The organism is Endozoicomonas sp. ALC020, from assembly GCF_049275935.1.
Lineage (GTDB): Bacteria > Pseudomonadota > Gammaproteobacteria > Pseudomonadales > Endozoicomonadaceae > Endozoicomonas_A.
On record NZ_CP184830.1, the window covers coordinates 1100286 to 1117179 of the forward strand.

Genomic DNA, 16894 nt, shown 5'->3' on the forward strand with positions numbered 1-16894 from the left:
AAAAAATCCACTCGCCAGAATATGCGAAACCAACTGGCCAGGTACTTAATGAAATTGTTAAATGGTTAGACCTGTAAGGTGTGATTAAAGTTCCATTTTAATTGTTACCCCTCTGTAGGGGTGTCCAACCTGCTGTTATAGAGTCTTTGGGCCTGTGCGGCACTAAAGGGTCGTCATTCCCGCGAAGGCGGGAATCCAGCGCCAACGGTGGATCTCTGCCTTCTCGGGGATGACAAGGCCAGGGGGGCACCGGGTAGTATGGTTCTGGTGGTGAGTCAGTGTGGATTCCCGCCTTCGCGGGAATGACGGGAGAGAAGCCGGGAATGACGGGAGGGAAGCCGGGAATGACGGGAGGGAAGCCGGGAATGACGGGAGTGGAGTTACCGATCTCAAAAAGCGCATCATGACCAAACGGTTATCAGGTATCCAATGCCTCAAAGAGCGAATTCAAATTCACGCTGTTCAAAAACTCTTCGGCAATGGTATTCAGCTCATTGGTTTTGAGCACCAGAGCATCACTGGCGTTAAGTGCCTGCCGTAGGTAGTCATCCTGAATAGATTTCTCAAGCTCTTCATTTCTGATTGCAGTCATCATGGCATGCAGTTCTTCTGGTGAGGATGGGTCATGAGCGCCATACCTGTTGCTATCCCAGCATCTATCTATGTCGGCATTGACCCAGCAATACGTCAGGCAACCGCCTTTCAGGTGTGTCACTCCATACAGATAGTGACTGAAGGCCTGCTCAAGCGCTCTGATGCATTTGCCTTCTAAATCACCTATGAGAACTTCTTCCTCTGAAGATAGCCTGAGAGGCTTCAGGATGGATTGGTAGCTTCTTGAGATATCAGACCTTTTTTTCCAATATTCCTCTCTACGATCTTTATTTAGCCAAGGTGATCCCGCCGAGTAGTCGTTGTCCAATGCTGACAGAGCCAGATCGAATTCTTTTTTTCTTGCCACAAATTGACTGCTTTTTTCCAACGAATGTTTCAAGTCTGAGCGGTTCTCAGCGATTCGTTGTAACAGGGCTTCGACCTTTTTATCCATCGCTTCCAGGCCATAGCTCCAGTCAGGACTCCCCACGATAATGACCGGACGGTGGTTCGCTTTGCCCGAGATTAATTTCGGAAATGCAGGATGGTGAACCAGCATTCGTTCTATATTCGCAATGCCCTCAGGTTGGTCCGTCCAGGCATTGCGTATAGATGAGCTGAGAATATTTTTTTCCAGAAATGGCGATAAACCATGATGACAATGAGTGACAAAAAAGGCCCCGGCTTTTGTTGTTTGGAACGAATGGTAAGCCCTTTGCCATAACTGGCTACCTTTCCCTATGAAGAATAATTTCTTATACCACTTTTTCAGTAAATGGCTGGCTTGAACCTTCAGTTCATCGACACCTTGCAGACGTACCAATAGCTCATGGTGTTTATGGGCCTTTACGAGGCCCGTATAGGTCGGCGGTATATCCAGCCAACCCGATGCCAGGGCTTTCCGGGCAAAGTCAATAACCGAAGGAGTCAGTTCAATGTCATTCAGAATTTTCATTATTGGGTTTAGCCAGTCCTCAGGGCCTGCTACGCCGCAAATACTCATTTTTGAACGCAATAACTTGAGGGGTTCAGTGACCTGATCTTTATCACTGTTGGACAAGATGTGTTTGATTGTCTCCAACATCAGTTTATTTTCGTGAAAAACACTCCAAACCAATAGAATGTCGTCAAAGTTGTGTGCTTCTGTTTCCAGCGACACTAATAATATTGAGACACCCATGGAAAAGCCGGGTAAATCTTTTCTCCCCCAGAGATTCTTTACCATTTCGAAACTACCCGGAAGGGTTTCCGGCGATTCACAGCCTGCCTCAAGGGCCTGTTTCAGTTCTTCAGGACTCATACCAGAGGCTTTAGCCAGAGTTTGCTGTTGTGCTAAATCAGCACCTGTCAGGATCCCATTCAGCAGATTCCTGGTCTTCTTTAATTTAGTGCCGGAAACACTGACTCTTTTGGTGTCCTGGAAGTGAGGGCGGATTTCTGTTGCCTCGACAGGCGCTCCGCCCAAATCGACCGATTTCCAGGTTTGGCCACCGTCCGGCGAACACTCTGCAAAGGCGTGGGTATCATTGGATATTTGTCGGCATGGAATGCCAAAATAACGACATAAAGCAATAAAAACAGGCACACGATGACGACAGCTGCCTTGTCGGCGTGTTACCAGGAAGTGAAAGAAATTTTTATTGCGCTCTGGTACATCAACACCGGAAAAGTGTTCGCAATAGTCCTTGATTGCCTTAATGCGTTGCTCCGTGTCTGTAGCCTCTGCTATCTTCTGCAAAGGTTTCTTTATTTCGGATGCCTGTTTCTCAATGTTCTCAAACAGGTCGTTCAGTATTGTTTTCATACCTTCGCAACAGTGGGCGTCAAAACGTCTTGATTGTGCGGGCAGGATTTTTTCAGCCGATGTTTTTTTGCCCACTTCTCTGGGTTCTACAACATAAACAAATTTAATGCTCTGGCCGACTTTGGCTTCTGGAATAAATAGTGTGTGTATACCGGTATATCGGTCCCTGAGCAGCGTGAATGCCAGATTGGGTTCTACGCGCAGTGACACGATATAGTCGTTAACTGTCAGGCTGGGCAATGTATATTGACCATTTTTTGATGACATATAAAAGGCAGCCAGTGTTTGGTCGCTGGCTAATGTCACTTTCCGGTCATGCTCTGGTAACCGTGCAGGTATGACGACTTCGACTCCCTGCATGTGTTTATCATTAATACTGATCTGTTTGATTTTGCCCTCAGGAGATACATAAATATCCTCTGCAAGTGACCGATAAATCCCGGGAAAATGGCCCGGCTTATCAAAAATTATATAATCGTCAATTCGTGGCTTGCTCTCTTTCTCATAGTTCGTTCTTTGGTCCAATACCGGAGCCTCTTTCTCATGGACTTCCGGAATGTATTTTTCTGGAGTGCGATCACCGTAGACAGTCAAGGCTTTATTAACAGGCTGTAGCTCCTGGTTCGTTCTCTGATCCAATGCAGGAGCTTTATCACTACCAATAGTCAAGACTTTGTTAACTGGTTGTGGCGCAGGCTCCGTTCTCTGATCCAATGTCTGAGCCTGTTTCTCGTGGACTTCTGGCTTGTCTTGTTCAGGAGCCTGATCACCAACAATAGCGGATGCTTCGTTGATAAAATCGTCTGCCAGATGGTTCAGCAGATCACTGATCTGATACCAGAACACAGACCACCATTGAACTTCATCGGCTTTCCACGCCCTTATCTGCTGATCAGCGGCCTGAAGATAAGGCTGGTTAGCTGGCATTTTCAGCGTTTGTTGCTGTTCTTCCGTCAGGGGAAATACGCTGTTAGCGTCTACGTGCGTCCGGCCAAAATGATTGCTGAACCAGCGTTGCTGCCAGTGTCGGTAAAGTGCCCCGGTAAGAATATCGTCCGACTCGTCCGGCTTCAGGGGAAGGCCTGATGACAGCCACTTTGCGTGAGCCACACTTTTGATGATTTCCGTTCTGACTTCCTTTTCATCCCGCTGAGTGTTAACAAGGATTTCATGTTTTTTTTCATCAACAATGTTGAGATGACTGCTTCGTATCAACCACGGACGATCAACGCCCGGTACCGTTTCATTGAACCAACGGCAAAGTCCGGAATCAAATTCACTTTTCCCCATGGCAAGAGCCGAAGACTCATGCAGTTCCTCCAGCGATATATTGGCGGCCATCAGATAAAGCCGGTAGTGCTGATTGAGGCATTGATTAACGGCTTTTTCGCTCAAATCGCCACCTCTGGTGATAGCCCTGGCAACATTCTGTAAATCAAGACTGGTCGGTTGCAATGGCAGTTTTTTGCTTTGCAGGTGAGCCCTTAAACGACAATGTTTTTCTGTTAGCGTCTTGGCGGCGAATGTCCCTTGTGAGGACTCTGGCAGCACTTTTTCGGCAATGGTCTGTAATTCGGTCGCGTTGTACTGCCGGATGGGCAAATGTCGAAAACGCCCTTTCAGCGCCGGTGATAAGGGTTTTCGCCCGCTGTACTCAGGCGGGTTGATGGTGGCAAACAAGTGAAAACCCGGATGGGCGTCACCGGCCAGAATATCGTTTAACTCCCCTTCCAGATACTGGCTGTCGATCAGGTTCATTTCCGAAATCACCACGATGCCGCCTTCAATTCTGGCCTTCTGGATCTTTTCACACACTTTGTCCCAGGAACAATCACAGGCATTCAGGTAATAGACTTCCGGCATCAATTCTTGCCGTTTTTCGGCCTCCTGTCTGACACTTTCAATCACCAGGTTCAGCGTGGCATCCTTGCCCCGTCCGGCCTGACCTTCAATCAGTGTTGCCTGACGGCCGCCGTGTTTTCTGTCGTGATGATAAGCCTGCTGACAGCGGCTTAAATCCTGCCCAAGCCGCTGCGCCAGTTCGCGGACTGCCGATCCGGAGGTATCAAAGTCCGGTCGGATTTCTCGGGTGACTGTACTGAAGGTCTGCTGAATATCTGACAGGGTCTTGTTACGAACTCTGTCGCTCAGGGTGTTCTCCGCCTGGTAACGGGCAGCAAACCAGATTTCCAGTGCCGACAGGGCATCCCGTTGCGTTTCGGTGATTTCCGGCCCCAGTACATCCCGAAAACTGTGTTGTATCAAACTGTTTATTTGCCCACAGGTCACACTGCCGCGAGCGGGCTGAGCACGATCCAGATACCAACCCACCCAACTGCAGATGTCCGTTAAATCCCTGGGGGTAAACTCATGGTCGGGCAAGAGTTCCTGATAATATTGCCAGAGCGCCATCACACTTTTGCTGGCACTGTGTGCAATGTCGTTTATTTGATGCTTTGTCAGATGCTCTTGTAAATGCTTGACCAGAGCCGGTTCCACCACCCTGTCCCCAAGGAATGCCTGGTCCAGACGTGGGTAGTAAGCCCTGGGCAGCTTCTCTTTCAGGTCCGGATCGAGCTGGCGCCCGGCGTAATGATCCGGGTTACCGGTGAGAATCACCCGGTGTTTTGGGCTGACCTTGACAGGATGACCATTCACATAGATGCAGGGTTGTGGTTCCCATAAGCCGTTCAATGATGCCAGTAATCCGGCTTGGGTCAGGTTGGCTTCATCCAGCACTAAAGTGATGTACTCTCCGTCTTTGTCGGATTTGGTATTGGCCCATTCCATCAATGCCCGGTTTTGCTGCATCATAGTGCGATCGCCATCGGCATGTCGTTGCCACTGCCAGCGTTTCATCAGGGTCTGTTCGCTGTCAGAAGGTCCAAGAGACAACACCGAAGCCTGCCCTGAAGTCTTCGCCATTCTGGCAGAAAAGTAACTTTTCCCGGTGCCGGTTTCTCCCTGCAGGAAGATAACGGGAGAGTCCGTAAGCCGGTCATGGAGTCGGGATAATCGACGACTCTCACGATCCTTCTGATTTATTTCGCCGTGATAAAGATCCCGGGCCAGTGCTGACCAGGGCATATCAGTGGAACCTTGCCACGCCATTGATTCAAACAGTTGACGTTTTATACGTTCAATGCCTTCTGCTTCAGAATTGGCTGTCCTGACGATGTGGAAACAATCGGTGGCCAGAGCCTGAATGACATCGGATCGCGTCTGCCCTGGTAGCAAACGTAACTGCCAGCCAGAAACCAGCGCATCCTGCAAACGTTTAATTTGTCTTGATGGCCTGATGGTTAAGGGTGGATATCGTTTCGCTGCCTCCGGATCGACTTTTAACTGATACGCCATTGCCTGACGATGTTCTTCAGGCTCGTGGGCCACAATCAGGGCACAGAGCCTGTCCAGAAAATTTCTCTTATGCCAAAATGAAACTGGTTCTTTATAGGACAGCGATAATCCTTCAGATTTACTGTCTTTCAAGACTGTCAGATCAATGGTTCTGGCCAGTGGCCACAGGTTCTGCTCCAAAAACGCTCTATCCAACTGCGGGGCACTGTTGATGATGGCCGTTAACTGATCCGGGTCTACCGAGGGAGGGTGATCCTTATCCGGTAAAAATTGCCAGCAAGCCACTTTCATAAAATCCCTCACGGGCGGATTCTGCCGGGTGACGTGGGTGATGACGCTATTAATGGCCCTGCGCCAGTGGCGGGGTAAAAGCGTTGAGGACTGATCAACCTGTTGTGCCCGCCGGGCAGCCATTATCAGGTTATTCAGTAAGCCTTCGTTCAATTCAGGCAGAGGGTTACAAAGGCCGACAGGTACGGTTTTAAACGCCTGGTAAAGTTTATTAAGCGCTTGTTCTGGCAGCTCAGCCCGGGGGATTTCATGCCTGTTGGCATTGATAGCCCAGAGATCGACCTCGGGACAGGGTTCACCCTTGGCAACCAGCGAGTGCAAGACCGGAGACGGACTTTTCGCAGACTCAGGCCAGAGTAGCGTGACATGAGCCTGTGGGTAGGTTTGTAATTGACCGTTCACCAACAGAGGTTGCCCAATAACCAGGGGCTCCAGAAGCTGCTGAAGCCTTGGGTTATGCTCGAGTCCCCGGAATACAATCGGTTCGCCAGCGCTCAATGCCTCCTGCAATTTACTCGGCTCTCGCCCAAAATGCGCCTGTTGTTCCGAAGTGATATGGATATTATCAAAGAGCTGACTAAAGCCGGTCTGTTCGCTGACCTGAATGACCAAAGGGGCTTCCTGCTGATTATTCAGCCAATGACTTGTCTGGGCATGTTGCTGATAAGTAACGGTATTAAAAGTGGCTTGATCTGTGATTGGCTGTTCATTGTTTTCTGCCAATCCCAGTGCTATTGGTTGCTGTCTTGAATCAGTCACCTGAAGCCGGGGCTCCAGGCCGGTCGTCTCGCGAATCGTCTGCAGTGAACCCAGCAAATGAAACCAGTGTGCCTCAGTGAGGGTGGACGTTACGGTGACTACACCACCTGCCCGAGTTTGTTCCAACAGACTGGTATTAGGGATTGCATAGCCTTCCGGGGCAATAGCAATCGGGTTGAGCCATTCACTGATATTGCTCTCGTTAATAAGGATCGGGGGTCGTGGAGCGGAGTCTTTTTCGTCGCAAGAGTGCGACAGACTTTGGAACATTGAATTAAGCTCGTCTTTCCCCACCGGCATCTGATAAAACTGAACATCGTCAGGTAATGGACAGATCTTCCCGTTGCTCTCAAAACACTGTTGCGCCAGCATCTGTCGAATCGTCTGTTCAAAGGCCAGATCTGCCCAATCCGCCCCTTTCAGAATCACCCGTTGTCTGGTCCTCAATGTCTCAAGCCTGCCGGGCAGGTGCCGGATTCGCCCCTGTTTATCCACTCCGGGGCCGCCCAGCAGCAACTGTCGCCAGTTGTTGTGCAAATGGCAGTCAATTAAAACACTATTGTCGTCGTCCATAACACTTTCGGCAGAGGGGAGTTCAGCCAATAACGGAGGTACCTTGTCGATCTCCATCGATGGGTCATTGTCAGTCTGCGCGTTGAACTTCCAGGTATTTTCCGGCCGATTAATTCGTCGCCAGAAATCAGCACCGGGTGCGCCGCCCGCAGGCGCATCATCACGCCTGCCATCCGATGCCAGCTGTGCCGGGTCTGCCAGAACCAATAGAGAAACATGCTGGCCCAGAGGGCGCTTCTCCTGGCTGACTTTGTCGTACAGACAAGGGTTATCCGGGTCCAGCAGATCGTTAAATTTTGGCAGCTCTTCACTGGTAAGCTTTCGAATATCAATTACCAGAGTCAATGGCTGTGAACCTTCAAACAGCTTGCCTGAACTCAGAGTGTGGCGACCCTCTTCGGAAATGCTCAACCGGCTCACCAGGTTAGCCTGTGAGAGGTCGTCGGGGTGGGAAATAACAATAACATCCTGATGTTCATCACAGGTCCTGACAACCAAAAGTTGGCGAACCTCGTTATCACTTTCGACAAAACGAAAATCGAAGGAATGAGTCGTCTTTTGGAGCGAGGAATCCGTTGCGGAGATGGTTCTCACTTTGTCAGGCAAGGTCTCTGAAGTTGGCGATCTCTTTAGTCTGGATCTTACTTCAGAGCAGATTTCTACATCCTGCTTTTCCTTTGACGATATACCCAGCTTTGCCATCTTGGCTGCCACGTCATGATCATGCAGGCTACGATCATGAACGCGTTTTTTGGTACCTCCGGCAATTTGACCATCCATAGTCAATCTCCCTCTCAACTGTCATTTGAAGGACTGAAGTACCTAACCAGTTGGTTTCGCATATTCTGGACGGCGGCTTTTTCCATCATTCTGCGTTCCAACTCTGGTTGCGTAGCTATGGCTACGCGCCCGTCGTTGCGTCTTGAAGGATGAAAAAATCCACTCGCCAGAATATGCGAAACCAACTGGCCAGGTACTTAATGAAATTGTTAAATGGTTAGACCTGTAAGGTGTGATTAAAGTTCCATTTTAATTGTTACCCCTCTGTAGGGGTGTCCAACCTGCTGTTATAGAGTCTTTGGGCCTGTGCGGCACTAAAGGGTCGTCATTCCCGCGAAGGCGGGAATCCAGCGCCAACGGTGGATCTCTGCCTTCTCGGGGATGACAAGGCCAGGGGGGCACCGGGTAGTATGGTTCTGGTGGTGAGTCAGTGTGGATTCCCGCCTTCGCGGGAATGACGGGAGGGAAGCCGGGAATGACGGGAGGGAAGCCGGGAATGACGGGAGGGAAGCCGGGAATGACGGGAGGGAAGCCGGGAATGACGGGAGTGGAGTTACCGATCTCGAAAAGCGCATTATGACCAAACGGTTATCAGGTATCCAATGCCTCACAGAGCGAATTCAAATTCACGGTGTTCACAAACTCTCCGGCAATTTTTGTGAGTTCATCGGATTTGAGCACCAGAGCGTTACTGGCGTTTTGTACCTGCCTTAAATAGGCATCCTTGACAGATTCCTGAAAACAGGGAGAGCTATAGAATGAAAACATCATGGCATTCAGCTCCTCTGGTGAGGATGGATCGTGAGCGCCATAGAGATCTTTTTCCGGGGAGTTGTGGTCAAATATGGAAGCATTGGCCCAACAATACGTTAAACAACCGCCCTTCGAGTGCGTCACTCCATAGAGGTAATGACTGAAGGCGTGCTGAATCGCTTTCTTGCATTTGTCTTGTAAATCATCCACAAGTTTCTGCTCCCCGGGTGATAGCTCAGAGGGCTCTGTTGCGGATTTGTTCCTGCTTTTGGCATCGAGCTGTTTTTTCAGGTTCGGGCTGCTCTCAACTTTTTGTTGGAACAGGGCTTCGGCTTTTTCATTAATCATTGTGTTGTCCCAGGAAGGTTGCCCCAGGATAATCACCGGACGGTGGGCCGCCTTACCCGAGCCTGACTGCTCAAACGCAGGATGGCGCACCAGCATTCGTTCTATATTTGGCGTGCCCTCAGGGTCGTCCGTCCAGGCAGTCTGCAAGGATGAGAGGACTATTTTATTTTTAAGGAATGGCGAAAACCCATCATGACAATGAGTGACCAACAAGACGTCACGTTTCTCCTTGTGGAATCTTGCATAACCTCCCTGCCACATCTGACTGTTTTTTTTCCTCGGCAAAAGTTCCTCGTACCACTTTTTGAGACAGCGGGTGGCTTCGACCTTCAGTTCATCGACAGCTTCCAGACGCACTAATAGCCGATGATGGTCATGGGCATTTCTGGCATCCCAATCATTGTACGGTAGTGTTTCCAGCCAACCCGATTTCAGGGCTTTTCGGGCAAAGCGCATAACCGCAGGGTTGGCCAGGTCACTGCCCTTCAGTATATGCACTATTGAATCCAACCAATTGACAGGACTCGCTCCGGCCTGAACAATCATTTTTGAATGAAGTAACTTCAGCTGTTCAGTGATTTGGTACTCATGAGTGTTGGACAATATTTGTTTGACTGCTTCCGACATCGGTCTAATGACATTTCCATCGTTGTCAACCATAAAACCGACCAATCCCTGCTTTTTATTGTCAAGTACCTTTGTCTCCAGTGACTCCAGAAGTGAGACACCCATGGAAAAACCGGTCAGATTTTTTTCCTTCCAAAGGTTCTTGACGATTTCGGAAATACCCAGATTGGTTTCTGGCAACGCTCTTTTTGTCTCAAGGGCCTGGTTCAGTTCCTCCAGACTCATATCACAGGCTCTAGCCAGAGTTTGCTGTTGTGACAGATCTGCCCCTTTCAGGAAATCCCTCAGAAACTCCTTAATCTTCATTAACTCAGTGCTGGAATCATTGAGATTCCTGTTGCGCTGGAAGTCAGGTGTCATTGTTTTTGTCCGTCCGGGCGATCCGCCCAAATCCACTGATTTCCAGGTTTGTCCTCCATCCGGAGAATACTCTGCAAAGCTGTGGATAAAACTATTTATTTGCCGACATGGAATCCCAAAATAACGGCAAAAAGCAATAAAAACAGGCACGCGATGACGACAGCTACCTTGCCGCCGTGTGACGAGAAATTTGAAGAAATTTTTATTAGGCTCTGGTTGAGCCGTACCGGAAAACCCTTTGCAATAGTCCGTGATTGCCCGAACGCGCTGCATCGTGCCTTCAGCGTCTTTTATGGTCTTCAAAGGTTCCTGTATTTCGTCTGGCTGTCGGGCAATGTTTGCAAACAGTTTGTTCAGTACGTTTTTTATATTGTTTGAACAGTGGGTGTCCAAAAGTGTTGAACGTTCTCGTTGAGTTCGTCTGGCAGGTGTTTTTTTAACCGGTTCTCTGGGTTCTACGACATAAGCCACTTGAATACCAGGGTTGGCTTTGGCTTCGGGAATAAACAGCGTGTGCAGCCCGGTATATTCGTCTCTGATCAGGGTGAATGGAAAATCAGATTCTATACGCAAGGCCACGATATAGTCGTAAGGGCTCAGACTGGGCAAGGTATGTTGACGTTTGTTCGGTGAACAGTTAACGACTGCCAGCGTTTGATTGCTGGCTAATGTCACTTTCTGGTCAGGCCCCGGCAACCGCTCAGGCATGAGGGTTTCGACTCCCTCAATGTGTATATCATTAATATTGATCCGCATGATATCACCCCTGGCAGTCACAAAAATATCTTCTGCCGAACAGCGATACATACGGGAAGAATACCTCCAGGTATCAAAAATTTTATAATTCGTATCTGTTGCTTCCTTCCGGAGATCATAATCCGTTTCCCGATCCAATGCCCGAGTCAGTATCCCATGGGCTTGCGGAATGTATTTTTCAGGAGCTTTATTACCGCCAATCGCCAACGCTTCGCTAATAGTTTGTGGCTTATAGTTCATTCTCTGATCCAATGCCGGAGCCTGTTTCCCTCGGGCTTCTGGAATGTATTTTTCAGGAACCTTATTACCGCCAACCGTCAAGGCTTCGTTAACAGGCTGTGGCTCATGGTTTGTGCTCTGATTCAATGCCGGAGCCTGTTTCCCGTGGACTTTTGGAATGCATTGTTCAGCAGGGCTATCATCGCCCATAGGCAGCGCTTCGTTCAGAGGGTTCGGCAGATTCCTTATCTGATCCCAAAACTCAGGCCAGCATTGAACTGCATTGGAGTTCCATGCCTTTATACGCTGATCAGCCTCCTGAAGATAAGGCTGGGAAGCCAGCATTTTCAGCGCTTGTTTCTCTTCTTCCGTCAAGGGAAATGCGCTACTGGCATCCACGCCTGTTCGGCCAAAATTATGATTAAACCAGCTTTGCTGCCAGTATCGGTAGAGTGCCCGGGTGCGAATATCGTCGGACCGATCCGGCTTCAGGGGAAGACCTGATGCCTGCCAATTTGTCTGAGCCAAACGCCTGACGATTTCGGTTTTCGCTTCCTCTTCATCCAGATGAGTATCAATTTGAATTTCATGGTTTTTTTCGTCAATACTGTTGCAATCACTTCGTCGTATGAGCCACGGACGATCAATGCCCGATACTGTTTGGTAGAGCCAGACGCAAATTTCAGGAACAAGTTCAGTCCCACTCGTGGCAGGAACCGGTGGTTCTGGCAGTGCCTCCAGCGACAGGTTGGCGGCCATCAGATAAAGCCGGTAGTGCTGACAGAAGCATTGATGAAGGCCGGTTTCGGTAAAATTACCTTCTCTGATAACGGCCCTGGCCACATTCTGTAAATCATGACTGGTCGGCTGCAACGGCAGTTTTTGCTGTTGCAGGTAAGCCCTTAAAAGACAATGTTTTTCTGTCAGCTGTTTAGCGGCGAATGTCCCTTCTGAGGACTCTGGCAACACTTTTTCGGCAATGGTCTGTAATTCTGCCGCGTTGTATTGCTGGATGGGCAAATGTCGAAAACGCCCTTTCAGCGCAGGCGATAAGGGTTTTCGTCCGCTGTATTCAGGCGGGTTGATGGTGGCAAACAGGTGGAAACCCGGATGGGCGTCACCGGCCAGAATATCGTTCAATTCACCTTCCAGATGCTGGCTGTCGATCAGATTCATTTCTGAAATGACCACGATGCCGCCATCGACTTTTGCCTTCTGGATCGCTTCACACACTTTGTCCCAGGAACAATCACAGGCATTCAGGTAAAAGACTTCCGGCATGGACTCTCCCTGTCGCTTAGCCTCCTGTCTGACACTTTCAATCACCAGGTTCAGCGTGGCATCCTTGCCCCGTCCGGCCGGACCTTCAATCAGTGTCGCCTGACGGCCGCCGTGTTTTCTGTCGTGATGATAAGCCTGCCGACAGCGGCTTAAATCCTGTCCAAGCCGTTGCGCCAGCTCACGGACTGTCGATCCGGAGGTATCAAAGTCTGGTCGGATTTTTTCGCTGACTATTCTGAAGGTCTGTTGCATATCCCGCAGGGTGTGTTCATGAACTCTGTCGCTCAGGGTGTTCTCCGGTTGGTAACGGGCAGTAAACCAGATTTCCAGTGCTGACAGGGCATCCTGATGAGTTTCGGTGATTTCCGGCCCCAGTACATCCCGAAAACTCTGTTGGATCAAACTGTTTATTTGCCCACAGGTCACGCTGCCGCGAGCGGGCAGGGCACGATCCAGATACCAACCCACCCAACTGCAGATATCGGTTAAATCCCTGGGGGTAAACTCATGGTCGGGCAAGAGTTCCTGATAATATTGCCAGAGTGCCATCACACTTTTGCTGGCACTGTGTGCAATGTCGTTTATTTGCTGCTCCGGCAGATGCCGTTGTAAATGCTTGACCAAAGCCGGTTCCACCACTCTGTCGCGAAGGAATGCCTGGTCCAGGCGAGGGTAGTAAGTTGTCGGCAGTTTCTCTTTCAGAGCCGGGTCCATTTGACGCCCGGCGTAATGATCGGGGTTGCCGGTGAGAATAACCCGGTGTTTTGGGCCGACCCTGACAGGGTGACCATTCACGTAAATGCAGGGCTCCGGTTCCCATAAGCCGTTCAATGATGCCAGCAATCCGGCTTTGGCCAGGTTGGCTTCATCCAGAACCAGAGTGACGAAGTGTCCATCCTTCCCGGACGGAGTCTTGGCCCATTCCATCAGCGCCCTGTTTTGCAGTTTCATGGAGCGATCACCATCGGTGTGCTCTTGCCAATGCCAGCGTTTCATCAGGGTTTGTTCGCTGTCGGAAGGTCCAAGGGAAATGACCGCAGCCTGTCCTGAAGCTTTTGCCATTTTGGCAGAAAAGTAACTTTTACCGGTGCCGGTTTCTCCCTGCAGGAAGATAACAGGAGAATCTGTAAGCCGGTCGTGGAGTCGGGATAATCGACGACTTTCACGATCTTTCTGACTTATCTCGCCGTGATAAAGATCCCGGGCCAGTGCTGGCAGGGGCATATCAGTGGAGCCCGTCCATTTCAGTGATTCAGCCAGTCGATGTTCAATGCGTGCAATGCCTTTTGCCTCAGAATTCGCTGTTCTGGCGCTATGAAAACAATCAGTGGCCAGGGCGTGAATGGCATCGGATCGGGTCTGCCCTTTTTGCAAAGATAACTGCCAGCCAGAAGCCAGTGCGTCTTGCAAACGTTTGATCTGTCTTGATGGCCAGATGGCTAAATATTGATATTGCTCTGTCGTTTCCGGATCGACTTGCAACTGATAGGCTATTTTATCTCGCTGTTCTTCAGGAGCATGGGCCAGGATCATGCCAAAGAGCTTGTCCAGAAACATTTTTTCAGTTGTTTCATAACATCGTGTAAAGGGAGAGTCATAGGAAAGATGCAAGCCTTCAGAACGTTTGCCCTCAGAGAATGCCAGATTAAACACTCTGATCAGTGGCCACAGGTTTTGAGTCACAAACTTTCTATCAAACCGGGGGGCACCCTTGATGATGGCGTTTAAGCGATCCGGGTCTACCGAGGCGGTTTGATCCTTATCCCGTAATAACTGCAAACAAGCCACTTTCATAAAATCACGCACTGACGGATGTTGTCGGGTGCCATGTGTGATGATGCTATTGATGGCCTTGCGCCAGTGGCGGGGTAAAAGCCGTGAGGACTGGTCAACCTGCTGTGCTCGCCGAGCGGCCATTATCAGGTTGTGCAACAATCCTTCGGTCATCTCAGGCAGAGGCTTACACAGGTGGGCAGGTACGGTTTTAAAGGCTTCGTAAAGCTCATCAAGTGCTTGTTCTGGCAGCTCAGTCCGGGAGATATCATGTTTGTGAGCACTAACATCCCAGAGATCGAGCTCGGGACCAGGTTCACCTGTGGCAACCATTGAATTAACTATTGAAGATGAGCTTCTTGCAGACTCAGGCCAGAACAGGGTGACACGAGCTTTTGGGTAGGCCTGCAGTTGGCCATTCACTAGCAAAGGTTCCCCAACAACCAGAGGTTCCAGAAGTTGCTGAAGCGCCGGATTGCTGTCCAGTCCCAGCAGTACAACCGGTTTGCCAGTGGTTAATGCCTTCTGCAATTGACTTGGATGTCGTCTAAAATGCGCCTTTTGTTCCGAGTTGATATGGATATTATCAAAGAGCTGGCCGAAGCTGGTCTGCTCATTAATCTGAATGACCAGAGGGGCTTCCTGCTGTTCACTGATCCAGTGACTTGCCTGAGCGTGTTGCTGATAAGTGACGAAATGAAAGGCGGCCTGATTTCTGACTTTTTCCTGTGGCCTGGACAGAGGGCGCTCATCTTTTTCTGTCAATCCCAGGGCTTTCGGTTGCTTTTTCCAGTGGGCTACCTGAAGTTGCGGCTCCAGGCCGGTCATCTCGCGAATAGTCACCAATGATCCCAGCAAACGAAACCAGAGAACCTCAGTGAGGGGAGACGTTACGGTGACTGAACCTCCCGCCCGAATCTGTTCTAACAGACAGTTGTTTGGTACTGCATAGCCTTCCGGGGCAATGGCAATCGGGCTCAGCCATTCACTGATATTACTCTCGTTAATAATGATCGGGATTCGTAGAGCAGAGTCCTTATTGTCACCTTCTTTGACACCTTTTTTTACACCTTCTTTGACAAGAGAGTGCGACAGACTCAGGAACAGTGAATGAAGCTCGTTATTCCCAACCGGCATTTGATAAAACTGAACATCGTCGGGTAACGGACAGATCTTCCCGTTGCTCTCAAAACACTGTTGCGTCAGCATCTGTCGAATGGTCTGCTCAAAGGTCAGATCTTCCCAGTCGGCCCCTTTCAGAATCACCCGTTGTCCGGTCCTCAATGTCTCAAGCCTGCCGGGCAGGTGCTGGATTCGCCCCTGTTTATCCACTCCGGGGCCGCCCAGCAGCAACTGTCGCCAGTTGCTGTGCAAATGGCAGTCAATTAAAACACTATTGTCGTCGTCCATAACACTTTCGGCAGAGGGGAGTTCAACCAATAACGGAGGTACCTTGTCGATCTCCACTGATGGGTCATTGCCAGTCTGTGCGTTGAACTTCCAGGTATTTTCCGGTCGATTAATTCTTCGCCAGAAATCAGCGCCAGGTGCGTCATCACGCCTGCCAAGCGATGTCAGCTGAGCAGGGTCTGCCAGAACCAATAAAGAAACATGCTGACCCAAGGGGCGCTTCTCCTGGCTGACTTTGTCGTACAGACAGGGGCTATCCGGGTCCAGCAGATCGTTAAATTTGGGCAGCTCTTCGCTGGTGAGCTTTCGAATATCCATTACCAGAGTCAATGGCTGTGAACCTTCGAACAGCTTGCCTGAACCCAGAGTGTGGCGACCCTCTTCGGAAATACTCAACCGGCTCACCAGGTTAGCCTTTAAAAGGTCATCGGGATGGGAAATAAGCGCAACATCAAGATGTTCATCACGGGTAGTGGCAATCAAAAGCTGTCGAACCTCGTCATCACTGTCGACAAAACGAAAATCGAAGGAATGAGTCGCCTTTTGGAGCGAGGAATCCGTTGCGGAGATGGTTCTCACTTTGTCAGGCAAGGTCTCCGAAGAGGGCGATCTCTTTAATCTGGACCTTACTTCAGAGCAGATTTCTACATCCTGCTTTTCCTCTGACAATATACCCAGCTTTGCCATCTTGGCTGCCACGTCATGATCATGCAGGCTACGATCATGAACGCGTTTTTTGGTACCTCCGGCAATTTGACCATCCATAGTCATCTCCCTCTCAACTGTTATTTGAAGGACTGTATTGAAAATGTTTAATGGTTAGACCTGTAAGGTGTGATTAAAGTTCCATTTTAATTGTTACCCCTCTGTAGGGGTGTCCAACCTGCTGTTATAGAGTCTTTGGGCCTGTGCGGCACTAAAGGGTCGTCATTCCCGCGAAGGCGGGAATCCAGCGCCAACGGTGGATCTCTGCCTTCTCGGGGATGACAAGGCCAGGGGGGCACCGGGTAGTATGGTTCTGGTGGTGAGTCAGTGTGGATTCCCGCCTTCGCGGGAATGACGGGAGGGAAGCCGGGAATGACGGGAGGGAAGCCGGGAATGACGGGTGGGAAGCCGGGAATGACGGGTGGGAAGCCGGGAATGACGGGAGGGAAGCCGGGAATGACGGGAGTGGAGTTACCGATCTCGAAAAGCGCATCATGACCAAAC

The 16894-nt window shown here is 50.0% G+C and carries 3 protein-coding genes; 1 reads left to right on the forward strand and 2 read right to left on the reverse strand.

The features are described 5' to 3' along the window. Window positions 1-418: 418 nt before the first annotated feature. Both ACOJUO_RS03615 and ACOJUO_RS03620 read right to left on the reverse strand, forming a co-directional pair. Window positions 419-8158, reverse strand: a complete 7740-nt coding sequence (locus ACOJUO_RS03615; RefSeq protein ID WP_422138941.1) for an AAA family ATPase — start codon at window positions 8156-8158, stop codon at window positions 419-421. A 591-nt stretch (window positions 8159-8749) separates the two neighbouring features. Further along, a complete protein-coding gene (locus ACOJUO_RS03620; protein ID WP_422138942.1) occupies window positions 8750-16450 on the reverse strand; it encodes an AAA family ATPase in 7701 nt (2566 codons plus the stop codon). 312 nt (window positions 16451-16762) lie between these two features. Between ACOJUO_RS03620 and ACOJUO_RS03625 the strand changes: the two genes are divergently transcribed. After that, complete coding sequence (locus tag ACOJUO_RS03625; protein WP_422138943.1) at window positions 16763-16888, forward strand: hypothetical protein; 126 nt, start codon at window positions 16763-16765, stop codon at window positions 16886-16888. The last annotated feature ends 6 nt before the right edge of the window (window positions 16889-16894 follow it).

Bases quoted from the DNA above. Each gene is read 5' to 3' on its own strand.
- ACOJUO_RS03625 (WP_422138943.1), top strand. From the start codon at position 16,763: ATGACGGGAGGGAAGCCGGGAATGACGGGTGGGAAGCCGGGAATGACG.
- ACOJUO_RS03620 (WP_422138942.1), bottom strand. From the start codon at position 16,450: ATGGATGGTCAAATTGCCGGAGGTACCAAAAAACGCGTTCATGATCGT.
- ACOJUO_RS03615 (WP_422138941.1), bottom strand. From the start codon at position 8,158: ATGGATGGTCAAATTGCCGGAGGTACCAAAAAACGCGTTCATGATCGT.